Origin of the sequence: Herbaspirillum sp. WKF16, from assembly GCF_028993615.1 — a bacterium.
Lineage (GTDB): Bacteria > Pseudomonadota > Gammaproteobacteria > Burkholderiales > Burkholderiaceae_D > Herbaspirillum.
This window is the reverse complement of record NZ_CP118632.1, coordinates 619,907-645,665: the sequence shown is the minus strand read 5'-3', so window position 1 is coordinate 645,665 and position 25,759 is coordinate 619,907. Positions and strand designations below refer to the sequence as shown.

Here is a 25,759-nt window from a genome sequence, read left to right as displayed (position 1 = left end):
ATCGCAGGCGCCGACGCACGCAGGCTGCCCCGGGATCGGCCTTTTGAATTCCTAGCTAATTGATTGTCATGGCTGCCGCGCCGCCGTTCATCGGCCGTAGGCAGCCGCAATGCAACAGCCGCCGCCAGAGCGGTAGTACCAACGCCAACAATACAGGAGACATTCATGATGCTTGAAACATCGGCAGGCCCCATGCCGGCTGCCGCAATGATCGACGAGGAAAAGATCTTCAACAAGGTGGTCTGGCGCATCGTGCCGCTGATCATCGCCTGCTTCGTCGCCGCCTATCTGGACCGCGTCAACATCAGCTTCGCAAAATTGCAGATGCAGTCCCAGCTGGGATTGAGCGAAGCAGCATACGGCCTCGGCGCGAGCGCCTTCTTCGTCGGCTACCTGCTCTTCGAGATCCCCAGCAATGCCGTGATGGCAAGGACCGGTGCGCGGCTGTGGATCGCACGCATCATGATCAGCTGGGGCGCCGCCTCGGTGGCGATGATGTTCGTCAGGACCGAGGGATGGTTCTATTTCCTGCGTTTCCTGCTGGGCGCACTCGAGGCCGGTTTCGTGCCGGGCGTCCTGTACTACTACACGCAGTGGTTTCCCGCTTCGCGCCGCGGCCGCATCAATAACCTGTTCTTCGGCGCCATCGCGCTGTGCGGCATCATCGGCGGTCCTATCTCGGGCGGCATCCTGAAGTTCTTCGACGGCATGTACGACATGCCCGGCTGGCAATGGCTCTTCCTGCTCGAGGGGATTCCGTCGATCCTGCTGGGCGTGGTCGTGCTGCTGGTGCTGGAAGACCGCGTGGAGGACGCCAAGTGGCTCACCGCAGAGGAGAAGAAACAGCTCAGCGCCGCGCTTGCGCGCGATCCCCGCGTAGACAGCACCCATTCGTTCGCCATCGCGCTCAGGCGACCGGTGACCTATCTCTTTTCCTTCATTTACTTCGGCCTGTGCATGGGCATCTACGGCTTCCTGTTCTGGATGCCGCAGCTGGTCAAGACGGCGGGCACCAGCGATCCGCTGATGATCGGCCTCATCACCATGCTGCCGTACATCGCCGCCATGATCGGCACGGTCGCGCTCGGAAGAAGCTCGGATCGCAGCGGCGAACGCCGCTGGCACCTGGCAGGCTGTGCGCTGGCCGCGGCCATCGGCTACATCGTGAGCGCCGCCTATGGCGACAACACGGTAGTGCTGGTCATTGGCCTGAGCATCGCGGCCACCGGCGTGATCGCCTCGTTCGGGATCTTCTGGCTGTTCCCGGCGCGCGTGCTCACCGGGACGGCGGCGGCGGCCGGCGTGGCGCTGATCAACTCGATCGGACAGATCGGCGGGCTCATTGCGCCCTACATGGTCGGCAAGGTAAAGGACGTGACCGGGAGCGCCTCGATGGGCCTGTACGCCATTGCGCTGGTCTGCATACTCACTGCCGTACTGATTGCCTACGCGATGCCACAGCGGATCCGGTTCCGCGACGCTCGCATGGATCCCTGAACGCAGGCTGGTCGACCGCGACATTTGCCGCAACGCCGCCGCAAGAAAAAAGCGCCCGCAGGTCGCGGGCGCCTTGCGCGCTCAGGCGGTGGGCGCGCCGATGCCATCGAGGGCAGCAACTGCTTCCGGCGACAGCTTCAATTGCGCAGCGGCGATGTTCTGTCGCAGGTGGCCGACCGAAGAGGTTCCCGGGATCAGCAGAATGTTAGGCGAGCGCTGCAGCAGCCAGGCCAGTGCGGTTTGAAGCGGCGTCGCTGCGCATTCCATCGCCACGCGCTCGAGCGTGGACGACTGCAGCGGTGAGAAACCGCCCAGCGGGAAAAAGGGCACGTAGGCAATGCCGTCGTTCGCCAGTTGCGCCACCAACGCATCGTCGCCCCTGTGCGCCAGGTTGTACTGGTTCTGCACGCAGACGATATCGGTGATCTTCCTCGCTTGCGCGACCTGTTTCGCCGTCGCGTTGCTCAGCCCGATATGCCGCACCACCCCTTTGCGCTGCAACTCCGCTAGCGCTGTCAGGGGTTCCTCCAGATCTCCCTCCGCAGGCCCCATGACGTCGAACATCAGGCGCAGGTTCACCACATCCATCACGTCCAGGCCCAGGTTGCGCAGATTGTCGTAAACCGCCGACTCCAGTTCGACGGGCGACATCGCTTTCTGCCACGACGCATCGTCGCCGCGGCGCGCGCCGATCTTGGTGACGATCACCAGGTCGTCGCGGTAGGGATGCAGGGCCTCGCGGATTATCTGGTTGGTGACGTGCGGGCCATAGAAATCGCTCGTATCGATGTGGTCCACGCCCATCTCCACCGCAGCGCGCAACACGGCGATCGCCTGTTGGCGGTCTTTGGGCGGGCCGAATACATGCGAGCCGGCGAGCTGCATGGCGCCATAGCCCATGCGAGTGACATCGAGGTCGCCGAGCTGGTAATGGCCGGCGTGTTTGGCTTGGTTCATTTCTTTGCTCCTTGGTGGCTGAACAAGTGGGGACTGGAGAGCAGTCTAGGGACTTGTGCACTGTGCGACAATACCGCTCAATAGAACAGCTTGTGCCGAATTCAGGACAATTAGGAAAAGTTCATGGCGGATCTGCACGACATAAGCGCCTTCGTCGCCGTCGCCACCCATGGCGGCTTTCGCGGGGCCGCACGCATGACCGGCAGCAGCGCTTCGCAACTAAGCGAGGCGGTACGCCGGCTGGAAGCGCGCCTCGGTGTGCGCCTGCTCAACCGCACCACACGCAGCGTGGCCGCGACCGATGCCGGCCAGCGTCTTCTGGAAAACCTGACGCCGGCGCTGGACGCCATCGAATCGGCACTGGACGTGGTCAACGGCTTCCGTGACCGGCCCGCCGGACGATTGCGGCTGAACGTCCCGCTATCCGCCTCAAAGCTGGTATTGCCGCGCATTGTTCCTCAATTCCTTGCAGCCTATCCCGAGATCTGCCTGGAAGTGACCGTGGAAGATCGCTTCGTCGACCTGCTGCAGTCGGGCTGCGACGCCGGCATCCGCTATGAAGAAAGCATGGACCAGGACATGGTCGCCATTCCCATCGGCCCCCGGCTTCAGCGGATGGCGCTGGCCGCTTCCCCGTCCTATCTCACACAGCATGGCCGACCGCGCCATCCGGACGACCTGCGCAAACACATCTGCCTGGCGGGGCGCTTTTCCAGCGGCGCCATGCCGCCATGGTACTTCGAGCGCAAAGGCAGGTCCGTGACAGTGGAAACAAACGGCCCATTGATCGTGAACCTCGGCGCCGCCGCTGACTTGGCGGTGGATTGCGCGGCGGCCGGCACGGGCGTGATCTATTTGTTCGAGGAATGGCTGCAGCCCTACATCGACCGCGGCGAGCTGGAGCCACTACTGGAGCCTTGGTGGCCCAGTTTCACCGGTCCCTCGCTATACTATCCTGGCCGCCGCTACTTGCCTGCACCATTGCGGGCCTTCGTGGATTTCGTGCAGACCATGCGCTGGTAGCAGCCAGGGCGTTACGCGCTAGAATGAAGAGCGCTTGCTAGACGCTTACAGGCCTGATCATCAGGCTTTGACGTCAATCCCCGGTGCCGTGAATCGCTGCCGCCATTCAACAGCGGACATCCACGAAATGAAAAGCTCCCACGCGCGCTCTTTCATCGCTAGGCAAACAGGGATAGCCCTGCTGCGTTGGAAATCAATTCCAACGCCTTCATCGCCCGAACCGAATTGCCGCGCGCGTCCAGCCGCGGCGACCAGATGCAGATGCTCCCGCGTCCCGGCAGGATGGCCAGCACGCCACCGCCTACGCCGCTCTTGGTTGGCAGGCCGATGGCGAAGGCGGTCATGCCTGAATATTCGTAAGTCCCGGTAGTGAGCATCAATGCGCAAACGCGTTGCGCCTCGTGCGCCGACAGCAATTGTCGTCCTCCCTCGATGGCGCGGCCGCCATTGGCCAGGAACAGCCCGGCACGGGCCAGTTCCACACAAGAAGCTTCGATGGCGCAGCTGGCGCAATAGGCGCGAACCACTTCGCTGACCACGTTGGAGAAATTGCCGTGGCTCTGCATGAGATGGGCCGCGGCAAAATGCCGCGAGGCGCAACGCAGTTCGCTGTTGAAGACTTCCGAGTCATAGTTGATCCCGGCGCTGCCGGCCAGCTCGCGCAGCAACGCCACCATGGCGGACTCCAGATGCGTATGCCGGCTCAGCAAGGCATCGGTCACCACCAGCGCTCCCGGATTGAGGAAGGGATTGCGCGGGATGCCACGCTCCAGTTCCAGTTCGATCAGGGAATTGAAGGGATTGGTGCTCGGCGCTTGTCTCACCCGCTCCCACAGGCTCTCGCCATAGCTGCGATAGGCCAGCGACAGCAGGAAGACCTTGCTGATGCTCTGGATCGAAAAGCGCGTCGCGCAGTCTTCCACAGAATGGATGCTGCCATCGAGCGTGGCGACGGCGATACCGAATTGGTCGGGAGCCACACGCGCCAGGGCCGGAATGTAGTCGGCCAGTTGTCCGTCGTGACGGCAAACTGCGGACAACTGCGCTGCGTCTTCCAGGATCTGCCCCCAAGGCAGCGCGGCGAAATAGGCGGCGCGCGCAGAGCGTGACTGCTGTGCGGCATCGCCCATCACAGCTGCTTGTAACAGCATGGGATCGGTCACTGGCGACGTCAACCCGCTACGCCCAGATAGCGTTGCACCAATGCTGTCCAATACGCCACGCCGGCATCGATGATGTCGTCATTGAAATCGTAGAAGGGATTGTGCAATTCGCGCGAAGTGGCCTGTTGTCGGGACGCTTGCTCCGTAGCGATCAGGCCGTTGCCGAGGAAGGCGTAGCATCCCGGCTTGTGCTGCAGGTAGAAAGAAAAATCCTCGGAGGCGAAGGCCGGTTCGGTGTCGCCATCCACCTGCTCCGCGCCGACCGCCGCCATCATGGCCTGCATGGCCTGCCGGGTTTCTTCGGGATGGTTGACCAGCGCCGGATACAGGCGCTCAAAGTCGAACGATACGCTCAGGTCGAACATCTTGCCGGTGGCCTCGGCGATGGCGCCCATGCGGTGCTCGATCAGGTTCAGCGTGGCGGCGTCGAAGGCACGCACGGTACCCGAGAGAGTGGCCTGTTCAGGAATGACATTGTCGGCCGTGCCGGTGTGTATCTGGGTCACCGAGATCACCGCCCGGTGATTGGGATTGATGTTGCGCGTAAGGATGCTTTGCCAGGCCAGTGTGAGCTGGGCCGCCGCCACCACCGGATCGATGCCGCGATGCGGCTGGGCGGCATGCGCCCCGCGTCCGGACAGGGTTGCGCTGAAGGTATTGCTGGAAGCCATCAGCGGCCCGGGGCGTACACCGAAACTGCCGGCCGGCAGTCCCGGCCAGTTGTGTACACCAAAAATTGCGTCGGACGGAAAGCGCTCGAAGAGACCGTCTTCGATCATTGAGCGCGCACCTGCGCCGCCCTCCTCCGCCGGCTGGAACACAAGGTGCACAGTGCCGTCGAATTCGACCTCCCGACTCAGGCGCGCCGCCGCGCCGAGCAACATTGCGGTATGGCCGTCATGGCCACAGGCGTGCATTTTCCCCGGGCTGGAGGACGCATGGGCGAAGGTGTTTTCTTCCTTCATCGGCAATGCGTCCATGTCCGCGCGCAGTGTGATGGCGCGCGCCGAATTGCCTTTGCGCAGCGTGCCGACGACTCCGTAACCGCCGATGTTCTCCTGGACGGCGAGACCATATCCGCGCAGCAGCCCTGCAACGTAACCGGCCGTACGCTCTTCCTCGAATCGCAGCTCGGGATGGGCGTGCAGATGACGCCGGATGGTCACCAGGTCCAGTGCTTCGGGCAACGCCATCTGCCCACGATCAACTATATCCATGTAGCCCTTTCCAGGTTGATTGATTGACGACGGCGCGGGAAAGCGGACCTCAAGCCATCACGCTCTTGCGCTGCATGCGCACCAGCGTAGCGATCAGGGCCAGGCTCAGCAGCGCCGCAGCGGTCAGGTACAGGCCGATGATGAGCTTGTCGCCGCTGACCTGGATCAGGGTGGTGACGATCATCGGCGTCAGCCCCCCGAAGATCATCACGCCCAGGGCGTAGGAAGTGCCGATGCCGGTGGCGCGATAGCGCGTCGGGAAGATCTCCGACATGACCAGCGGCGCACAGGCGGCATACAGGCCCAGCGTGATGGAAATGGCGATCTGCACCATCAGCAGCACCGGCAAGGTCGGCGTGGCGGCCAGCATCTTGAACAGCGGATAGGCCAGCACGCCAGCCAGGCCTGCGCCCCAGGCCATGGGCTTGTAAGGGCCGATACGATCGGCCAGCATGCCCACCAGCGGGCAGATCAGCAGCAGGGTCAGGCCGGAGGCGATCTGGCCCAGGTAGGTCGAGGCCACCGGCATGTTCAGTTCACGCACGGCATAGGTGGTGAAGTAGTTGGAGACCTGGGTGGCGACGGTCCAGAAGATCATGATGGCAATACCGATCAGGATGCGGCCGGAGTTGGCCTTCACGCTGGTGAGGAAGGAATCGGCAGGTCCTTGCCGCGCGCTCCTCTCGAACTCCGGAGTCTCCGGCAGCGCGCGACGGATGTACCAGCCCACCGGGCCGATCACCAGGCCCACGATGAAGGCCAGGCGCCAGTAGTCCTGCAGCATGCGCTCCTGGCCGTAGACCACCGCGATGATGAAGCCGACCACGCCGCCCAGCAGCACCCCGCCGCCTTGGGCCATCTGCTGGAAGGAGCTGAACAGCGCGCGATTGCGCCCCGAGGCGTTTTCCACCAGCATGGCCACGTTGCTGCCGATCTCGCCGCCGGCCGAAAAGCCTTGCAGCAAGCGTCCCAGCACCAGGATCACGGTAGCCGCGATGCCGATCGAGTCGTAGGACGGGCACAGCGCCGGGACTATGGTGCCCAGCGCCATCAACAGCAGCGTGAAACTCAGGGCCTTCTTGCGGCCGACCTTGTCCGCGTACTGCCCGAGCACCAGCGCACCGATCGGACGCACCACGAAGCCGGCGGCGAAAGTCATGAAGGTGAACATCAACGCCGCATACTCGTCCCCACTAGGGAAGAACGTCCGGGAAATTGCCACAGCGAAGATGCCGAAGATGATGAAATCATAGATCTCAAGGACATTGCCGATGGTCGCCGCGATCACCGCACGGCGTTGCGTTTTCGGATCCAGGCCGTTGGCTTGGTTATTCATGGAGTCTCCAATTGTTATGTTTGGTGGGTGCAGTGTAGGTCTTATGCTCTATACTGAAAACTTCCTTTCAGATATAAAAAATATACCTACAAGGCATAGGTAATCCATCATGGAATTGCGTCATCTCCGATATTTCCTGGGTGTGGTCGAGCATGGCAGCGTGGCCGAAGCAGCCAGGCGCTTACACATCGCGCAGCCTGCGCTGAGCAGGCAGATCAAGGACCTGGAGGAGGAGTTGGGTGCAGTGCTGTTTGAGCGCAGCGTGCGCGGTGCGACGCTCACCACCGCAGGCCAGCAGCTGGCTGTCGATGCGCGCCGCATCCTGGCCGACCTGCAGAGTACGCGGCAGCGCGTGACGCGCGTAGCCGAAGGCCTGGAAGGTAATTTGCGAATGGGCATCACGCCCAACTTCGGCTGGCACCCCAAAATCCTGGGGTCGCTGCGCAGCTTCCACCAGGCCGAACCGCAGATTGCAATGTCTTTGGAACCCGGGTTGTCGGCCCGGCAACTGGAACGGATCAGGGAAGGTGAATTGGACGCAGGATTCCTGGCCTGGCGCTATCCTCCCAACGACCAGTTCCTGGCGCGAGAATTCGGCGAAATCCAGGTTTTCGAATGCCGGCTCAAGTTGGCGCTGCCGCGCGACAGCCGGCTGGCGCGTCAGGTGCCGGCGCACCTGTCGGCGCTGCGCGACGAGCCGGCGATCTGGTTCCCGGCCGAGGTGGCTCCCGGCTACGACCAGTTCCTGAATTACCAGTGCCAGACGGTCAACCTGGTACCGCGCAAGGCCCAGCTGGCCAGCGATGTACTGAGCATCCTGGGCCTGGTCGCAGCCGGCGTCGGCTATGCCATCGTCTCGGACGTAAGCGCATATACCTGCCCTGAGGGCGTGGCACTGGTTGACCATCCGGAACTCACCATGCGCCATCCGGTGTCCTTCGTCTATCGCGCCGACAATGGCAACCCGACACTGGACCGCTACATCGCCCACCTGGAACGCGCGCAACCCGACGGCGCGGCGGGCCGCCTCAGGGATTAGAAATCATCGGGGGCAACCGGGCGGGCGCATGTCCGCTATCGGCGGCGGTTTCAACCGGTGGCTGCAACAGATTGATAGAACCGTTGTGCCGGCGTTTCGTAGTCTAACGTTTTCCTGGGCCGTTCATTGAGTCGTCTGGCGATGGCATTGAGTTGCGCCTGCGAGTATCCGGAGATATCCAGCCCCTTAGGGAAGTACTGACGCAGCAAGCCGTTGATGTTCTCGTTCGATCCGCGTTGCCATGGGCTGCGTGGATCGCAGAAGTACACCTGGATGTCGGTCGAGAGTGTGAAGCGCTTGTGGTCGGCCAGCTCCTTGCCTCGGTCCCAGGTCAGCGACTTATACAGCTCCTGCGGTAACTTCCTGGCGTGCTTGATCAAGGCATCTACGACCGTCTGCGTGTCTTTCCGAGCTATTTTCACCAGCATCACGTAGCGGGTATGGCGCTCCACCAAGGTTGCAATCTGGCTGTTGGCGCTTCCGAACAGCAGATCGCCTTCCCAGTGACCTGGTACCGCACGATTCTCTACAGCGGCAGGCCGCTCGCTGATCGATACCGCATCGCTGATCTGGCCGTGGTTATCCGTCTTTTGCGTGTGATGCCGTGACCGGCGCATCACGCGTGTACGCCGCAAATGCTCAGTCAGTTCCTTCTTCAGCGCGCCACGCGCCTGGATGAACAAGGTCTTGTAGATGGTTTCGTGAGACACATGCAATTCCATATCGTCCGGATAGCTGTACTTGAGCCATCCTGCTATCTGTTGGGGAGACCATTGCTGACGCAGCTTGACGGCAACGAGCCGGGCCAGATGGCGATGCTCCAGTAGCTTACAAGGTTTAGGTCGATGCGCGCGATCCCAAGCCGCTTGGTCTGCATCAGATGGCGGTAGTGATCGGAACCACCATTGCGACTCAGCTCCCGGCTGATCGTTGAAGGCGAACGCCCTAAGTCCCTGGCGATAGCCCGTATCGATTGCCCGGCAACCATCGCTCTTGATATCTCTTCCCGTTCAGCGAGGGACAGGGCATTGGCGGCGCGCTTGCGCGGTGGAGGCCTGATTCCACCGGTGACTGACAGGATGTTGGAAACGGAAGAATGATTGCGATCAAACAGCTGAGCGATCTGCTGGAGGGAGTCTCCCTTCCTCCAACGATCCCACATCAACGCCTTCTGGCTATCGGTGTAGATGATCCTGGTTCTGCGTCCCATGGCAACACTCCTGCTATTTGCATAGCCTTAGTATGTTGCATTCACCGATTGAAACCGCCGACAAAAGCGGACCTTAGTCCTCAACTTCATAGGCTTCAAGCACACTCAGCATACTTATCAATCCGTGCTTAAACGCCCCATCCACAGCTCTGCCACTCCAGACTCCTGCCATTCGCCGCGAGATTGTTCAAAAAACTGAACAGTCAATTCGAAGCTCCCTTGTATATCCACGCAGCTGGCGTCGATAGAATTTCCACACCGAATTGCAGAACAATCCGGATGTCCCGAAATTGAAGGAGCGAACAGTGAGCACTGACATTCCCAGCCTGCCCACAGGCTACACGCCAGCCAAAGTTTGGAGCCCGAAAGCCGAATACGCTGGCACCTTTGGCAGTATCAACCGCCCGGTATCGGGCGCCCGTTTCCAGCGCGAACTTCCGGTGGGAAAGCACCCTTTGCAGTTGTACTCGCAAGGGACACCCAATGGCCAGAAGATCACCATCATGCTGGAGGAGTTGCTGGCGGCAGGTCATGCCGGGGCCGAATACGATGCCTGGCTGATTGACATCTTTAAGGGCGACCAATTCGGCAGCGGCTTTGTCGACATCAATCCCAACGCAAAGATTCCCGCGCTGGTGGACCGCAACATCGATCCGGCTCTGCCGCTGTTCGAGAGCGGCTCAATCCTGGTCTACCTGGCGGAACGCTTCGGAGCCTTCCTGCCGACGGAGCCGAGAGCGCGCGCAAAGACCTTCAACTGGCTGATGTGGCAGGTGGGCTCGGCGCCCTTCGTCGGCGGCGGCCTGGGTCACTTCTACGCCTACGCACCGGTCAAGATCGAATACGCGATCGACCGCTATGCAATGGAAACCAAGCGCCAGTTGCACGTACTCGATACCCACCTGGCCGTGCACGAATTCCTGGCCGGCGACCAGTACACCATCGCCGACATGGCGGTCTGGCCCTGGTATCCGGGCAGCCTCTACGGCGTCTATGGCACCCATGAATTCCTCGCCGTCGATGAATACAAGAATCTGCTGCGCTGGTACCGGACTATCGCTGAACGCCCTGCGGTGGCGCGCGGACGCGTCGTCAACCGGGCTTCCGGTGCGCCGGGGGAATTCCTGCCCGAACGCCATGACGCCGACGATTTTGACTCTCTCATCACTCCCAAATAGGAAGTTTCATGAAACTGTATTTCTCGCCCGGCTCCTGCGGCCTCGCTACCCAGATCACATTGCGCGAGGCGGGCCTGGACTTCGATCTGATTAAGGTCGACTTCCGCACCAAGACCACGATCGAGGGCGACTACTACCAGGTCACGCCCAAGGGCTTCATTCCCGCCCTGAAGCTGGACGACGGCGACATCCTGACCGAAGGCGCGGTGATCTTGCAGTGGATCGCCGACCATTACCCCGAAAGCGGCATGCTGCCGCCGGCCGGTTGCCGTGAACGCTACACCGCCATGGAGTGGCTCAACTACATCGCTACCGACCTGCACCGCGGCATGGCCGTGATGTTCTCGCCCTTCATCAACAAAGAGTCGAAGGCCCTTTTCGCCGAGGGCAACCTGCTCACCCGGTTCGAGTACATCAATGAGCATCTGTCGGACCGGGAGTTTGTGCTGGGTGAGAAATTCTCGTCAGTGGATGCTTACCTGTTCAACGTGCTGTCCTGGCCAGGACGTGTCGGCATCGACATCTCCGGATACGCTGCCATTCAACGCTTCATGGGCCGGATCGGGCAGATCCCCAGCGTCCGCGCCGCCCTGGAGGCGGAGAGCCTCGCCGCCGGTTGAGCGCTCTTGCCTCCCCGACTTTCACAGAAAATTTCCCTTCGATACAAACATGAATCACAGGAGCACACCATGAGCAAGCCATATGCCGATATCGGCGCCATCCGCGCCACGCAGGAGGCTGTAGGCAAACAACCCGCGCTGGGCAATGTCACCTTCAATGTCCAGGGCAAGTCCAGCGGCGGCCTGGCGTTTGTCGGCATCACCGGCCCGCTGGTGCAGAACGGCAAGGCCGACGACAGCCGTCGCGGCAAGTTCACACTGATCAGCGACGAACCGGCCTCGCTGCTGGGCGGCGACACCGGCGTCAGCCCAGCCGAATACCTGCTGCAAGGACTGGCCGGCTGCTACACCGTGACCCTGGCCTCGATGGCCGCCCACAAAGGAATCGAACTCGACACCATCGAGCTGAGCCTCGACTTCGACATCGACCTGAACGGCTTCCTCGGCCTGAACCAGCAGGTACGCAAGGGCGCGCAAGGCATCAGCGTCGATGTCAAGCTGGAAAGCGGCAGCGCCACCCGCGCCCAGTTGGAAGAACTGGTGCGCGAGTTGCCCCTGAATTCACCGATCCATGACACGCTGGCCAATCCGGTGAACGTCAAGACACGCCTGGCCTGAAAAACAGACCGCCTCGCGGTGGTCTTTCCCTGCGACCGGACGATGTGCAATCGCCCGGTCTCTTCGTGCAAGAATCACACGCTGTCTGGATGCACGAAGGCCGGCCAGCCGCGCATATGCGTGATGAAGCGCTCGCTCAGTCCGCCGCGGCGAAGATAATCGGCCGTAACCGGCAGCGCCGGACTGTCGTACCGCGGATTGGCCAGCACCTGCAGCGGGAAGTCTCGCTGCAGAATGCCGGCCCTTCCTATCAGCACAAAATCGCAACCTTCGTCCAGCAACTGCGTAGCGCGTTGCGCACTCATGATCTTGCCCGCTGCCCCGAGGCGTACGCCACGGCGGTCAAGGCTGGTAAAGACGCTCAGCATACTTTTCCCCCTGAACACTCCCTCCGCCACCACCTGCGCCGAATCCCAGAGCGCCAGATCGAGATAGTCGATCAGCTCGCGCGTCATGATCTCCGCAGTGACCTCACGCAACTCCTCCAGACGTAGCCCGTAACGCTCCACCGACAGCCGCCAGCCGATCTGGAAGTCAGGGCCGCACGCGCGACGTATGCCTTCGATCACCTCAATAGTCAGGCGCGACCGGTTTTCGATGCTACCGCCGTACTTGTCGGTCCGTTCATTCAGGTAGGGCGACATGAACTCGGACAAGATCCAGCCAAAGGCGCCGTGTACCGCCACACCGTCGAAACCGGCCAGTTCGGCGCGCCTGGCAGCAGCGATGAAACTGTCGCGGATGCGCTCCACCTGCTCCGTCGTCAGCGCCCGTATGCCCGGCAAGGTCGAACCCGACGCTGGCGCAGGAATCCCGCCCAGGCGGGGATTGGCACGATGCCCGGCATGATGCAACTGCACCGCGGAGAGGCCGCCGCCGGCGCGGATCGCGCTCGCCATCCCGGACAGGCCTGGCAAATGATCGTCGTGATGAATGCCGAGCTGGCGCGCGAACGCAATGCCGCCGGCCTCGACCGTCGTGGCGCAGGTCTGGATCAGCGCGTAGCCGCCTTGCGCCAGCTGTTCGATCCAGTCTTGGTCGAACTCGGAAGCGATACCGTCGACGCCGCTCTGCTGGTTGGTCAACGGGGCCATCATGAAGCGGTTTCTCATCGCCGGGCCGTGCATCAGCGATAGCGGCTTGAAAAGGTCGGAAACAGACATGCAATTTCTCCAGATGACAAAACAATGGATACGCCTCGCCCCAGTCGGCCGGGAAGGCAGACCAGGGCGCGACGACGGATGATGGAAACGGACGGAAAGTTAGCCGCGAGATCAGCCGCCGGCGTCGGAGAGTTCGGCGGCAGAAGATTGCCACCCACCTCCCAACGCCCGTACCAGATCGACCGTGGCGCGGGCGCGCGCTCCCTCGGACTGGATGAGCGACTGGCGGCTGTGCAGCAGCGTGCGTTCGGCATCGACCACCGTCAGGTAGTCGACATCGCCTTCGTCGAAGCGCGCCTTGGCGGCTGCGGCGACACGCGATGAAGCCTGCTCCGCGCCGCGTTGCTGGACAATGCGCGCATCGAGGGTTCGCATCGACGCCAGTGAGTCTTCGACCTCGCGGAAGGCCTGCAGCACGGTCTTGCGATACTCCGCTACCCGCTCCTGGTAGACCCCGCGTACACGCTCCACATCGGCCCGGCGTCGACCGCCGTCGAACAAGGGCATGCTCAGTGCGGCGCCCACCAGTGGGCCCAGCAGGAAGGTGCGCTGCGACCAGCGGGCTAGGTTGCCCAGCTCCGCCGACTCATAGCCCAACGATCCGGTCAGCGACAGTGACGGGAAGAACGCCGCCCTGGCCACACCGATACGGGCATTCTCAGCAGCCATGGCACGCTCGGCGGCGGCGATGTCAGGACGTCGCTCCAGCAGCGTCGACGGCATGCCGGCTGGCAGCTGCACGTCGATCGCCTGCAGCGGCTGGGCCTGGAGCGTGAATGAGGCCGGCGCCTTGCCTAGCAGGATCGCCAGCGCATGCGCTGACAGTGCATGCTGCTGCTCCAAAGCCAGCTGTTCGGCACGCGCAGTAAACAACTCCGTCCTGGCCTGGTCCAGTACGAACTGGGCCACGGCGCCGGCACCCAGCCTTTGCTCCAGCAAGGACACCGCGTCCGCCCTCAGCTTGGTGGTCTCGCGGAGCAATCGCAGTTCGCCTTCCAGCTGGCGCAGGCTGAAATACGTCCCCGCCACGTCAGCCTGCACCAACAGCAGCATCTGATGCGCCAGCGCCTGCTGCTGGGCCTCGTCGGCCCGGGCCGCCGCAACCGAGGACGACACACGCCCGAACAGGTCGGCCTCGTACGCAACGGAGACCTGGGCGCGCCACAGCGTTTGCGTGCTGGCCGGCGCACCGTCGCCGCGACCGGCCGAGGCGCCGGAGCTGCGCTGGCGGGTCGGACCGAAACCGGCATCGATCTCCGGCCAGCGCTCCGACTCGCCACGCGAGTTCAGTGCCCGTGCCTGCTTGAGGCGGGCCATCGCGATGGAAACGTCTGGATTGGCCTGCAGGGCTTCTTCCTCCAGCTGCACTAGAAGCGGATCGCCGAACACCTGCCACCAAGGCGAAGGCCGTTGCTGATCCGCCGGCTGCGCCGGCTGCCAGCGACCGGGGTCTTCCGCGGGCGTCAGCGAGGACGTCGACTGATGCGCTGACTCGGCGAATATCGCTGGGATCGCCAGCTCGGGCCGCTGCTCGACCGGCGCCAGCGAACATGCCGTCAACAGGATTACTCCGGCCGCAAGGGCGATCGCGTGCTTGGCCATGCGCGCCGCCGGCCGGCTGGGTTCAATTGCGTGCTTCATGCTTGGCCCTCCGGCTGCTTCGTATCGATGTGATGGGGGACGGTTACAGGCGCCTCATGGTGAGCCGCCGAATGCAACGGCCGCCCTCCGCTCAGCGCCCGCACGGTCACGTAGAACAGCGGCGTCAGGAACAGTCCGAACAGGGTCACACCCAGCATACCGAAGAACACCGAGATGCCCATGGCATGGCGCATTTCTGCGCCGGCGCCGCTCGACAGCACCAGCGGGATGACGCCCATGATGAAGGCCAGCGAGGTCATCAGGATGGGACGCAGGCGCAGGCGACAAGCCTCGATCACGGCCTTCAGCGTAGACATACCCGCCATCTCCAGTTCGCGGGCGAACTCGACGATCAGGATGGCGTTCTTCGAGGCCAGGCCGACCAGCACGATCAGGCCGATCTGGGTGAAGATGTTGTTGTCGCCCCTGGTCAGCCACACGCCCAGGAGCGCCGAGAAGATGCTCATCGGGATGATCAGGATGATCGCGAACGGCAAGGTCAGGCTCTCATATTGGGCGGCCAGCACGAAGAACACCAGCAGCACGCATAGCGGCAGGATCCACACCGCGCTGTTGCCGGCGATGATCTTCTGGTAGGTCAGGTCGGTCCATTCATAGGTCATTCCGGGCGGCAGGGTCTCGGCCGCGATACGCTGGATCGCCTCCATCGCCTGGTCCGAGGAGTAACCGGGCGCCGGGCTGCCGTTGATATCGGCGGCGGTGAAGCCGTTGTAGCGCACCACTTGGTCCGGACCGTAGGTCTGGCTGACCGTCAGCAGCGATCCCAGCGGCACCATCTGCCCGGATTCGCTGCGCACGTGCAGTTGTCCTATGTCGTCCGGCTTGGCGCGGAATTTGGCGTCGGCTTGCATGCGCACCTGATAGACGCGCCCCAGGAAGTTGAAGTCGTTGACGTAGTACGAGCCGAGGAAGGATTGCAGCGTGCTCAGCACCGCCGGTGTATCCACGCCCAGCTGTTGGCCCTTGGCACGATCGATGTCGAGCTTGAGCTGCGGCACGTTGACGGTGTAGGTCGAGTACAGTGGACTCAGCTCAGGTGCTTCGGCGGCTTTCTTGATGAAGGCCTGGGTTGCCTTGTACAGCGCCTCGTAGCCGAGGTCGGCACGATCCTCGATCTGCAGCTTGAAGCCGCCGGTGGTGCCCAGCCCGAACACCGGTGGCGCCGGGAAAACCGCCGTGAAAGCGTGACCGATGCTGCTGTATTCGCGATTCAGATCGGCCATGACCTGGTCGGCGCTCACGCCCGGACGATCCTTGAAAGGCTTGAGCAGGACGAAGGTCAGCGCGGTGCTGGAGCTCTTGGTGACGCCGTTGATCGACAGCCCGCTGTAGCCCGAGGTGCCCATCACCGCCGGGTGCCTGAGGGCGATCTCGTTCATGCGGTTCATGGTGGCCTCGGTTCGGTCCAGCGTCGAACCTTCCGGCAGCTGGGCCATGCTGACCAGGTACTCCTTGTCCTGCGCCGGCACGAAGCCGCCTGGAACATGGTCTGTCAGCCACCAGGTAGCCACCAGCAGCACCGCGTACACGGCCAGCATGGCGCCCTTGTGCCTGACCAGACCGCCGACACGGCCGCCGTATCCTTCCGAGGCGCGATCAAAGCCGCGGTTGAAGCGCACGAAGAAACCACCGAACAGGCGCTGCGTCAGGCGCGTCACGGTATCCGGGGCGGCGCCGTGCGGCTTGAGCAGCAACGCCGACAGCACCGGCGACAACGTCAGCGAGTTGAACGCCGAGATCAACGTGGAAATCGCAATGGTGACCGCGAATTGCTTGTAGAACTCACCAGTCAGGCCGCTCAGGAAAGCCAGCGGCAGGAACACCGCCGACAGCGTGAGCGCAATGGCAATGATGGGCCCGCTGACTTCGCGCATGGCCTGGTAGGTTGCTTCGCGCGGACTCAATCCGCGTGCGATGTTGCGCTCCACGTTCTCGACCACCACGATGGCATCGTCGACCACGATGCCGATGGCTACCACCAGCCCGAATAGCGAAAGCGTATTGATCGAATAGCCCGCCAGCAGCAGGAAGGTGAACGTGCCGACGATGGAAATCGGCACCGCCAGCAGCGGAATGATGGACGCGCGCCAGGTCTGCAGGAACAGGAACACCACCAGCACCACCAGCGCCACCGCCTCCAGCAGCGTCTCGACCACCGCCTCGATACCAGTCTGCACGGCCCGGCTGGGTTCATAGACCACGCGATAGACCACATCCTCGGGGAAGTCTTTTTCGAGCTCCCTCATGATCCGGTGCACATCGCGCGAAATCTCCAGCGAGTTCGCGCCCGGTGCTTCCTGCACGGTCACGGCGACGGCCGGGGCGTTGTCCAGGGTCGCGCGGATGCCGTAGTCCTCGGCGCCCAGTTCCACGCGGGCGACATCGCCCAGGCGCGTGATGGCGCCATGGGTATCGGATTTGATGACGATGCCCTTGAACTCCTCGGGCGTCTTCAGGCGGCCGTCGGCACTGACGTTGAGCTGGAACACGGTATCGGGCGTGGTCGGCGCGCTGCCGATAGTGCCCACCGCGGCCTGGATGTTCTGGCGGCGGATGGCTGCCGCGACGTCGCTCGCGCTCAATCCGCGCTCGGCCAGCGCGGCCGGATCCAGCCAGACACGCATGGCATAGCCGCCGGGTCCCCAGATTGCCACGTCGCCCACACCGTTGATCTTTGCCAGGCGGTCCCGCACGTGCAGGATGGCGTAGTTGCTGATGTAGTTGTTGTCATAGGTGCCCTTGGGCGACACCATGTGCACCGCGATGGTAATCACGGGCGAGTTCTTGACGGCGGTGACGCCCAGACGCTGCACGTCCTCGGGCAGGCGCGCCTGAGCCTGCGAGACTCGGGTCTGGACGAACTGCTGTGCGCGATCCGGATCGGTACCCAGCTTGAAGGTGACCGTCAGGTACAAATGACCGTCGCCGCTGGCCTTGGAGTCCATGTAGAGCATGTTCTCGACGCCGTTGATGGATTGCTCCAACGGCGCGGCGACCGTCTCGGCGATAGTCTTGGCATTGGCGCCCGGATACTGGGCGTGCACCACCACCGACGGCGGGATAACCTGGGGGTATTCCGAGACAGGCATGCTGAACGAAGCCACCACGCCTGCCAGCAGGATCAGCGCCGACAGCACGCAGGCGAAGATCGGCCGGTCAATGAAGAATCTGGAGATGTTCATGAACGGCCTCCGCGCAGTGCGCCGGCGGCTTCGGGTACTTCGGCGGCAACCGCCGACACCGCGGTGCCGGGCGGCGCGCGGAAGGCGCCATCGACGATCACCCGCGCGTCGGCATCAACACCGCTGCTCAGCACGCGTTCCTTGCCCTGCAGGCTGCCCAGCACGACGAAGCGGCGCTCGACCTTGTTGTCGGCGTTTACGATCAGCACATACTTTCGGTCTTGGTCAGTGCCGACCACGATGTCATCCACCATCACGGCGTCGTACGCCGTCGATCCCTGCAGTCGCACGCGCGCCTGCAGGCCGGGCAGCATCTCGGGGCTCACCTTGTCCAGGCGCGCGCGTACACGCACGGTACCGGAGCGCGTATCTATCTGGTTATCGACCGCTTCGATGGACGCTGTATAGGGGAATGCGCTGTCGTTGGCCAGGCCGACCTTGACCGTCGGCTGCTTTCCGTCGCGCAGCGATGGGGCGATCAGGCGCAGGTAGCTTTGCTCGTCGACGTTGAAGGAGGCATAGAGCTTGCCGTCGGAGACAATCCTGGTCAGCGGCGCTGCTTCGCCGCCGGCGCCGACCACGTTGCCGGTGGTGATTTCCGCGCGCGACACGCGTCCCGCGATCGGCGCCCGGACCTGGGTGTACCCCAATTGCAGCTGCGCATGCGCCAATGCGGCCTGCGCTCCCTTGAGCGAGGCCGCCGCTTCGCGTGCCGCATTGTCCAACGCATCGAACTCCCTGCGCGCAATGGCGTTCGACTCCAGCAGCCGGCGCGCACGCGCCTGCTCCATGTCGGCCAGGCGCTTGCGTTCCTCGACACCGGCCAGCGTAGCCTGCGCCTGACGCACCAGAGTCTCGAACGGCGCCGGGTCGATCGTGAACAGTAGCTCCCCTTTGCGCACGTGCTGGCCATCCTTGATATGCGCCGCCAGCAAGGTGCCGGGCACACGAGGACGCACCTCGACCAGATCCACCGCTTCCAGGCGGCCGGTGAAGTCTTGCGAATCGAATACTGCGCGCAGCACGGCCGGCCGGTACTTGACCAAGGGGAGCGCGGCGGCCGCCTCGGCGTGCGCTTCGGAGCCATGCTGCCAAAGCACGCCACCGGCGCCAGCCACCGCGAGGGCAGCTGTTGCCGCTGCCAGGCGATACTTTGTTAGGGAGTTCATACGACGAGTCGATCAAGTTGAAAGAGCTCGCAGTCTGGCCCAGCCGAACCTCAACATCTAGACTCGGATTTGGCTAAGTTTATTGCCTCATTTAGAATAATCAGGCCAGGCCCCTTTGATAAAATCGCCAAAAAACTGGCCCTCTATCGTTGATGAAAGCCCGATTTATTGCAGCAGGTGCAATTAATTTTCTTCACAGGAGAAGCAGAGTGGACCGCCTCCAGTCAATGCAGATTTTTGCTCGCGTGGTCGAGATGCACAGTTTCACGCGTGCCGCCGAAAGCCTTTCCCTGCCCTCCTCACGCGTCACGCGGGCGGTGAAGGAGCTGGAGGCGTTCCTCGGCGTGCGCCTGCTGCAGCGGACCACGCGCCACATCAGCCTGACGCCCGAGGGTACGCATTACTACGATCATTGCCGCCGACTGCTGGCCGACATCGAGGCGGTGGAATCGGGATTTCCGGGCAGCGCCGGCCAGCCGCGAGGTCGCCTGCGCGTGGATATGACGCTGTCGCTGGCGCGGCTGGTGGTGATACCGGCCATCAAGGATTTCCATTGCCGCTTCCCGGACGTTGAGCTGACGCTGACGATGAATGACCGCACCGTCGAACTGGTGCAGGAAGGCATCGATTGCGTGATCCGCGCGGGCACGCCCGAGGATTCGCCGACGCTGGTGGCGCGTCGCATCGGCTCCTTCGAATGGGTGACCTGCGCCTCGCCCGACTACCTGGAGCGGCACGGCGCGCCGCGTACGCTGGAAGACCTGTCCCGGCACCACGCGGTCGGTTACCTGTCGACACGCACAGCCCGTCCGCTGGAGTGGCACTTCGTGGTCGACGGGGAAGAACGTTTCGTGCGCATGCGCGAGCGTCTGATCGTCAACGACACCGACGGCTACGTCGCCTGCGGGCTGGAGGGACTGGGGCTGATTCGCGCCGGCAGTTACATGGTGCGCCAGCACCTGACCAACGGCCGCCTGCGCCGAGTTCTGACCGCCTACTCGTCGCCGGCCGTGCCGCTGTCGGTGCTGTATCCGAAGAACCGTCACCTTTCTCCCACGGTGCGAGCGTTCGCCGATTGGGTCGGTGAGGTCCTGCGCGAGGCCGAGACAGGCTGGCGCATCGACACCGACGCCGCGCCGCCGGCGTCCTGATCCCGCGCGACCGGCGCTCCTGAACCAACCACCGGAATAAACAGATGAACAAGCTCTTGGCGATGGAGGTATTTGTCCAGGTCGTCGACGCCGGCGGATTTACCCGCGCAGCCGAAAACATGAAATTTCCGAAGGCAACCGTCTCCACACTGGTGCAATCGCTGGAGACGGCGCTGGCCGTCAAGCTGCTGCACCGGACCACGCGCCATGTCAGCGTCACGCCAGACGGCGCCGCCTACTACGAGCGCTGCGTGCGCATCCTGTCCGACGTGCGCGACACCGAGGAATCGCTGTCCTGCACCCACATGAATCCTTCCGGGCGGCTGCGCGTGGACGCCCCCACCGGCCTGGCCAGCGAAGTCATCATCCCGGCGCTGCCGGAGTTCTTCGCGAAGTATCCGAGCATCCAGCTGGAGCTGGGCTGCAGCGACCGTCCGGTGGACCTGCTGGAGGAAGGCGTGGACTGCGCCGTACGCGGCGGCGAACTGGAAGACTCCAACCTGATCGCGCGCCGTGTCGGCACCATGCATTACATCACCTGCGCCTCGCCGGCCTATTTGGCTCGCCATGGCAGGCCGGCCCATCCCTGCGACCTGAAGCATCACCGCTGCGTGAATTATTTCTCCGCACGCACCGGCAAGATCTTCGACTGGGACTTCACGCGCGACGGCGAGCGCATCCAGGTCCCGATGGAAGGTCACATCGCGCTCAACGACAGCTATGCCTACACCGCAGCGGGGCTGGCGGGACTGGGCATCGTGCAGATGGCCAATTTCATGCTGGAGCCGATGATCAGGGCCGGACGCCTGGTGTCGGTACTGGACGACTGGGCCAACGACCCGATGCCGGTTCACGCCGTCTATCCGCACAACCGCCACCTGTCGGCCAAGGTGCGCGTGTTCGTCGACTGGATCGCCGACCTCTTCCTCAGCCATCCTTGCATGGGTAAGCCGTCAAATCCGGCATAGGGATTGCTCCATCACGAGCAATAGAATTAGCCAGATCTGGGCCTGTATATGCGCCTTGCGCGAATTCATACTGCACTCCGTCGTGAATTCATCAACGCAACCAAGGAGCTTGCATGCCCACGCTGTTCGACCCCGTCAAATTCGGCACCCTGCGTGCATCCAACCGCGCCGTCATGGCGCCCCTGACCCGCGCCCGCGCCACGCGCGAACACGTGCCCACCGCCATCATGGCCGACTACTACGCACAACGCGCCTCGGCTGGCCTGATCATCGGCGAAGCCACCGGTATCTCGCGCCAGGGTATCGGCTGGCCTTACGCGCCGGGCATCTGGTCCGACGAACAGGTGCAAGCGTGGAAGCCCGTCACGCAAGCGGTGCACAAGCAAGGCGGACTGATCGTGGCCCAACTGTGGCACATGGGCCGCATGGCGCATTCGGCCGTGACGGGAGTGCAGCCGGTATCCTCCAGCGCCACCGCCATGACGGGCGAGGCCCACACCTACAATGGCAAGAGTCCCTTCGAGATTGCGCGCCCGATGACGCTGGAGGAAATCCCCGGCCTGGTCGACGACTACGTGCGCGCAGCCCGAAACGCGATGGCCGCCGGCTTCGACGGCGTCCAGATCCACGCCGCCAACGGCCAGCTACTGGATCAGTTCCTGCGCGACAGCAGCAACGCGCGCAATGACCGCTACGGCGGCAGCGTCGAAAATCGTGTGCGCCTGCTCATCCAGGTCACGCAGGCGGTCGCCGACGCCATCGGCGCCGATCGCACCGCAGTGCGCCTGTCGCCCAACGGCGAAAGCTACGGCGTGGACGACAGCAATCCCGAACCGCTGTTCATTGCAACCGCGCAAGCGCTGGACGCTATCGGCATCGCCTTCCTGGAGCTGCGCGAGCCGGGTCCGAACGGCACCTTCGGCGCCACCGACGTGCCGCGACTGTCGCCAGTGCTGCGCACGCATTTCCGTGGCCCACTGGTGCTCAACAGCGACTACGACCTGGCGCGCGCCCGGCGCGACCTGGACAGCGGCCTGGCCGATGCCGTCAGCTTCGGACGTCCTTTCCTGGCCAATCCCGACCTGGTCGAACGACTGCGTCTCGGCACTCCGCTGAACCGGGACGACATGGCGACCTACTACAGCCAGCAGGCCGAGGGCTATACCGACTATCCCACGCTGACGAGCGGCAAGGCGGCTGCCTGATCGCTCGACTTTGCCATCAGAACTGCACCGAGGGATGAAATTTGGTATTTCATCCCGTAACAGCCGGCATCGCATCGGCTGACAGAAAAGAGGCCGGAGGATGAACGTCGGCCCCGACATGCCTGGAGGCGCATGCAAAACCGCCATTCTGCCCGCGATGCCAGCGACGGCATGCACGCTGGGGCTGACAATACGAAAAGACAATGTGGTGGACCAGCAACTGAAACCGTGGCCGATGCCATGCATGAAGCAATTGCCAGGAGCACATCCGAGAAAATCCGTAGCACCAAAATTTACATTTTTCCTTGCATGAAGAAAATCCAGCAGGTATTATTTGGAATCAATTGGTTCCAAATAATCCATGAGCTTATCCGATACCCCATCCGGACCAGGACGTCCGCGCGAATTTGAGATTGACGCCGCCGTCGAATCTGCGATGCAGGTCTTCTGGACGCGTGGCTATCACGGCACATCGCTTGTCGACCTGATTGATGGCACCGGTTTGTCGCGCGGCAGTCTCTACAAGGCTTTCGGCGATAAGCATGGTCTGTTTCTTTTCGCCCTCGACCGCTACATTTCCCAATCGCTCGTACGCTTGCTCTGCACCCTCCAAAAACCCGGATCGGCGAAGGCCGCAATACGGGAAACGGTGACACGCCTGGCGGAATTGTCTTGCAAGAAAGAGGGCCGTCGCGGCTGCATGCTGGTGGCGACGGCGACTGAAATGGTCCCGCACGACGACGCCATCGCTGAACGTGTCAACGCCATGATCGACCGCATCCGCCATGCGTATGCGGAAGCAATCGTACGTGGGCAGGCGAGCGGGGAAATTGCTCCGCACCACGATGCCCAGGCATTGGCAACGCTGATTGTTTGCCTGACCCACGGCATGCGGACACTTGGAAAGGTTGGCGCTGTAGACAAACAAATCAATGCGCTTGTCGACTCGGCGATGCGGCTGCTCGACTGAATTTTTTTTGCCTAATTTGGAACCTTTCGGTTCTTATTTAAATGAATCCTCCCGTTACCTCTTCGCTCGCAGAGCCTGCCCCTCATCCACGTCGATGGTTGGCGTTTGCCGTCTTGCTGGTCGGCGCATTCCTGCCGCCGCTCGATTTTTTCATTGTCAATGTCGCGCTCCCGTCGATTCGCGCCGGGTTGGGCGCGGATCCCGCTGAGGTGCAATTGGTGATATCCGGTTACGCGGCCGTCTATGCGGTGTTCTTGATTACCGGCGGACGGCTGGGAGACCTGTACGGACGAAAGAGGGTGTTTCTCGCAGGCTTGATGGGCTTTGGCCTGTCGTCAACGCTATGCGGTTTTGCGACTTCACCTGCGATATTGATCGCCGGACGGCTCTTGCAAGGCTTGAGCGCGGCGATCATGGCGCCGCAAGGATTGGCATCGATTCAAGCGCTTTTCCCCGAGCGCGAGCGGGCCCGGGCGTTGAGCATGTATGGCGCGACCATCGGACTGGCAGCCATTGCCGCCCAGGCGCTCGGCGGACTGCTGATCGCTGCCAATATTGGCGGCCTCCAATGGCGCGTCATCTTTCTGATCAACTTGCCGGTCGTGGCAATCGTATTCCTCGGAGGGATTCCCTTGTTACCCGATACGCGCAGCGCCAATCCTGCGCGACTGGATCGGATGGGAGTGCTTTTGTGCGCACTCTCGCTGGGCCTGCTGGTGGTGCCGCTGGTGAAGGGGCCGGAGGCCGGCTGGCCGTGGTGGACTTGTCTGATGCTGGTTTCGTCGCCAGGATTCGCCATCGCATTCTGGCGTTACGAGCTGGCACTCACACAACGCGGCGGAACTCCGCTGGTGAGTCCTCAACTGGCCAAGGCGCCAGGCCTCGTGGTCGCGCTGACCGGTGTGCTGTTCTTCTACGTGGTCTCGGCATTCTTTCTTACCTTCTCCATTTACCTGCAGGAGGCCATCGGGAAGAGCGCCTTTTCAACCGGGTTGATGTTTGTTCCTTGCGGCCTGGGTTTTCTGATCGGACCGTTGACGACACCAGCGGCGACTCGTTGGTTTGGGCGCTGGACGCCGGTATTGGGAATGGCGCTTGAGGTGGTTGGCTGCCTGGTCCTCAGTGCGGTGGTGGCCACTACACCCGTTGCGCATGCGCCGGCATTGGCAGGTGTCGTGGTGGCGCTGTCGCTGATCGGCTTCGGGCAGGGAATAGCCGTGCCGACCCTGGTGCGATCGGTGATCGATCGCGCCCCAACGGGCGGTTCCGGCATGGTGGCCGGCATTGTGAATTCCGCCTTGCAAATCAGCGCCGCGCTTGGCGTGGCAATCATTGGCAGCGTGTTTTTCAGCCTGGCCGGCTCCGGCCACACTCCGTCTTCCCTGGCGCATGCCTTCAGCTGGGCAATGCTATGCGTCGCCGCCAGCTTGACGGCGGCTGCGCTCCTGGTGGCCCGCGCGTCGCGTACACATGAAGACGCCGTCAAAGCAGCCATATCCGACCAATCTGCATGAATACCGGGTCGGACCGGGTCAGGCGCGTCCCGGCACAGGTATTCAATCCCAATGTTGTCCAACTTGATCAAGACAGGAATATCCGATGTCCCCTAAATTTTTGAACCACGTATCCGTTGTCACCGGCGGCTCCACTGGAATTGGATTGGCTATCGCCCAAGGATTGCTGGCCGAAGGCGCCAAGCGGGTTTACGTCACGGGGCGCTCCCCAAAGAACCTCGATGAGGCGATTGCCTTGCTGGGCGATTCTGCTGTGGCGATCGTGTCCGACGTGTCAAATCTCGCCGACCTGGAATATCTGAAAACCGAAATAGAGAAGCGCGGAGACCGCCTCGATTCGATTTTCGCCAATGCCGGCATTTGCGAAAAACACCCATTCGGCGCCACCGCCGAGGCGGACTACGACCGCACCTTCGATATCAATGTCAAAGGCGTCTTCTATACCGTGCAGACGCTGCTCCCGCTGCTCTCGGATGGCGGCTCCGTGGTGCTTACGTCCTCTATCTGCTCAAGCAACGGCATGGCGGAGCTCAGTGTCTACAACGCCTCCAAGGCGGCGGTGCGTTCCTTCGCACGCACCTGGACCAATGACTTGCGGGGGCGCAAGATTCGCGTCAATGCGCTTAGCCCGGGGTTTACGCGCACGCCGTTGATGGACAACAGCCTCAAACTCGACGACGCGCAGATCGATAGCCTGAAAGAGCATGTCTCCCAAATCACTCCGTTGGGATACATGGCTGATCCCGCGGAAATCGCGAGCGCCGGACTGTTCCTGGCGTCGGCTGATGCCCGCTACATTACCGGTATTGAACTGACGGTGGATGGCGGCCTGTCTCAAATCTAAGCGTTCTTCCAGCTCACCGCCGAACCTCATCGTCGGTCTGCGCCGGGGCGTTTCGGGTCGAACCCGTACGGCA

At 62.7% G+C, this 25,759-nt stretch carries 20 protein-coding genes and 1 pseudogene; 12 read left to right on the top strand and 9 right to left on the bottom strand.

What is annotated here, in order from left to right; all coding sequences use genetic code 11:
* The first annotated feature begins 165 nt into the window (after positions 1–165).
* Positions 166–1,497 (top strand): MFS transporter, encoded by a 1,332-nt coding sequence (locus Herbaro_RS02855; protein ID WP_275012336.1) that lies wholly within the window; start codon positions 166–168, stop codon positions 1,495–1,497.
* An 81-nt stretch (positions 1,498–1,578) separates the two neighbouring features.
* Here Herbaro_RS02855 and Herbaro_RS02850 read toward each other — a convergent pair whose 3' ends face one another.
* Positions 1,579–2,454: an aldo/keto reductase family oxidoreductase gene (locus Herbaro_RS02850; RefSeq protein WP_275012335.1), complete on the bottom strand. Its 876-nt coding sequence runs from the start codon at positions 2,452–2,454 to the stop codon at positions 1,579–1,581.
* Between the two features lie 123 nt (positions 2,455–2,577).
* Between Herbaro_RS02850 and Herbaro_RS02845 the strand changes: the two genes are divergently transcribed.
* Complete coding sequence (locus Herbaro_RS02845) at positions 2,578–3,477, top strand: LysR family transcriptional regulator (RefSeq protein WP_275012334.1); 900 nt, start codon at positions 2,578–2,580, stop codon at positions 3,475–3,477.
* A 158-nt stretch (positions 3,478–3,635) separates the two neighbouring features.
* Here Herbaro_RS02845 and Herbaro_RS02840 read toward each other — a convergent pair whose 3' ends face one another.
* Genes Herbaro_RS02840 through Herbaro_RS02830 form a run of 3 tightly spaced genes read right to left on the bottom strand, consistent with a single transcriptional unit; the run spans position 3,636 to position 7,193 of the window.
* On the bottom strand, positions 3,636–4,607 hold the full coding sequence (locus tag Herbaro_RS02840) for a glutaminase (protein WP_275012333.1): 972 nt from the start codon (positions 4,605–4,607) through the stop codon (positions 3,636–3,638).
* Positions 4,608–4,648: 41 nt separating this feature from the next.
* Complete coding sequence (locus Herbaro_RS02835; protein ID WP_275012332.1) at positions 4,649–5,857, bottom strand: M20 aminoacylase family protein; 1,209 nt, start codon at positions 5,855–5,857, stop codon at positions 4,649–4,651.
* Positions 5,858–5,906: 49 nt separating this feature from the next.
* Positions 5,907–7,193, bottom strand: coding sequence for an MFS transporter (locus tag Herbaro_RS02830; RefSeq protein ID WP_275012331.1), 1,287 nt, complete (start codon positions 7,191–7,193; stop codon positions 5,907–5,909).
* A gap of 109 nt (positions 7,194–7,302) precedes the next feature.
* On the opposite strand from Herbaro_RS02830, the gene Herbaro_RS02825 reads away from it, so the two are divergent.
* A complete protein-coding gene (locus tag Herbaro_RS02825) occupies positions 7,303–8,232 on the top strand; it encodes a LysR family transcriptional regulator (protein ID WP_275012330.1) in 930 nt (309 codons plus the stop codon).
* Positions 8,233–8,282: 50 nt separating this feature from the next.
* On the opposite strand, the pseudogene Herbaro_RS02820 reads toward Herbaro_RS02825, so the two are convergent.
* A pseudogene (locus Herbaro_RS02820) lies at positions 8,283–9,442 on the bottom strand (IS30 family transposase).
* A gap of 305 nt (positions 9,443–9,747) precedes the next feature.
* On the opposite strand from Herbaro_RS02820, the gene yghU reads away from it, so the two are divergent.
* The 3 genes from yghU (at position 9,748) to Herbaro_RS02805 (ending at position 11,858) form a co-directional block, all read left to right on the top strand.
* Complete coding sequence (gene yghU / locus Herbaro_RS02815; protein ID WP_275012329.1) at positions 9,748–10,620, top strand: glutathione-dependent disulfide-bond oxidoreductase; 873 nt, start codon at positions 9,748–9,750, stop codon at positions 10,618–10,620.
* An 8-nt stretch (positions 10,621–10,628) separates the two neighbouring features.
* Entirely contained in the window at positions 10,629–11,240 is a 612-nt protein-coding gene (gene gstA / locus Herbaro_RS02810) for a glutathione transferase GstA (RefSeq protein WP_275012328.1), read from the top strand.
* 69 nt (positions 11,241–11,309) lie between these two features.
* Positions 11,310–11,858, top strand: coding sequence for an OsmC family protein (locus Herbaro_RS02805; protein WP_275012327.1), 549 nt, complete (start codon positions 11,310–11,312; stop codon positions 11,856–11,858).
* A gap of 74 nt (positions 11,859–11,932) precedes the next feature.
* Here Herbaro_RS02805 and Herbaro_RS02800 read toward each other — a convergent pair whose 3' ends face one another.
* From Herbaro_RS02800 to Herbaro_RS02785, 4 genes are all read right to left on the bottom strand, one after another.
* Complete coding sequence (locus tag Herbaro_RS02800) at positions 11,933–13,021, bottom strand: NADH:flavin oxidoreductase (RefSeq protein ID WP_275012326.1); 1,089 nt, start codon at positions 13,019–13,021, stop codon at positions 11,933–11,935.
* A gap of 111 nt (positions 13,022–13,132) precedes the next feature.
* The gene (locus tag Herbaro_RS02795; RefSeq protein ID WP_275012325.1) at positions 13,133–14,662 is read right to left on the bottom strand and encodes an efflux transporter outer membrane subunit; all 1,530 of its coding nucleotides are present in this window, start codon (positions 14,660–14,662) and stop codon (positions 13,133–13,135) included.
* Positions 14,659–17,865, bottom strand: a complete 3,207-nt coding sequence (locus tag Herbaro_RS02790) for an efflux RND transporter permease subunit (RefSeq protein WP_275012324.1) — start codon at positions 17,863–17,865, stop codon at positions 14,659–14,661. The genes Herbaro_RS02795 and Herbaro_RS02790 overlap by 4 nt, the downstream gene beginning before the upstream one ends.
* Positions 17,862–19,034: an efflux RND transporter periplasmic adaptor subunit gene (locus Herbaro_RS02785; protein ID WP_275012323.1), complete on the bottom strand. Its 1,173-nt coding sequence runs from the start codon at positions 19,032–19,034 to the stop codon at positions 17,862–17,864. The genes Herbaro_RS02790 and Herbaro_RS02785 overlap by 4 nt, the downstream gene beginning before the upstream one ends.
* A 227-nt stretch (positions 19,035–19,261) precedes the next feature.
* On the opposite strand from Herbaro_RS02785, the gene Herbaro_RS02780 reads away from it, so the two are divergent.
* From Herbaro_RS02780 to Herbaro_RS02755, 6 genes are all read left to right on the top strand, one after another.
* Positions 19,262–20,185 carry a LysR family transcriptional regulator gene (locus Herbaro_RS02780; protein WP_275012322.1) on the top strand — a complete coding sequence of 308 codons (924 nt, stop codon included), beginning with the start codon at positions 19,262–19,264 and terminating at the stop codon, positions 20,183–20,185.
* 44 nt (positions 20,186–20,229) lie between these two features.
* A complete protein-coding gene (locus Herbaro_RS02775; RefSeq protein ID WP_275012321.1) occupies positions 20,230–21,153 on the top strand; it encodes a LysR family transcriptional regulator in 924 nt (307 codons plus the stop codon).
* Positions 21,154–21,266: 113 nt separating this feature from the next.
* Positions 21,267–22,358 carry an alkene reductase gene (locus Herbaro_RS02770; RefSeq protein ID WP_275012320.1) on the top strand — a complete coding sequence of 364 codons (1,092 nt, stop codon included), beginning with the start codon at positions 21,267–21,269 and terminating at the stop codon, positions 22,356–22,358.
* A gap of 361 nt (positions 22,359–22,719) precedes the next feature.
* Positions 22,720–23,328 carry a TetR/AcrR family transcriptional regulator gene (locus Herbaro_RS02765; RefSeq protein WP_275012319.1) on the top strand — a complete coding sequence of 203 codons (609 nt, stop codon included), beginning with the start codon at positions 22,720–22,722 and terminating at the stop codon, positions 23,326–23,328.
* Positions 23,329–23,441: 113 nt separating this feature from the next.
* Positions 23,442–24,842, top strand: a complete 1,401-nt coding sequence (locus Herbaro_RS02760) for an MFS transporter (protein ID WP_342456503.1) — start codon at positions 23,442–23,444, stop codon at positions 24,840–24,842.
* An 85-nt stretch (positions 24,843–24,927) separates the two neighbouring features.
* The gene (locus Herbaro_RS02755; RefSeq protein WP_275012317.1) at positions 24,928–25,686 is read left to right on the top strand and encodes an SDR family oxidoreductase; all 759 of its coding nucleotides are present in this window, start codon (positions 24,928–24,930) and stop codon (positions 25,684–25,686) included.
* Positions 25,687–25,759: the final 73 nt, after the last annotated feature.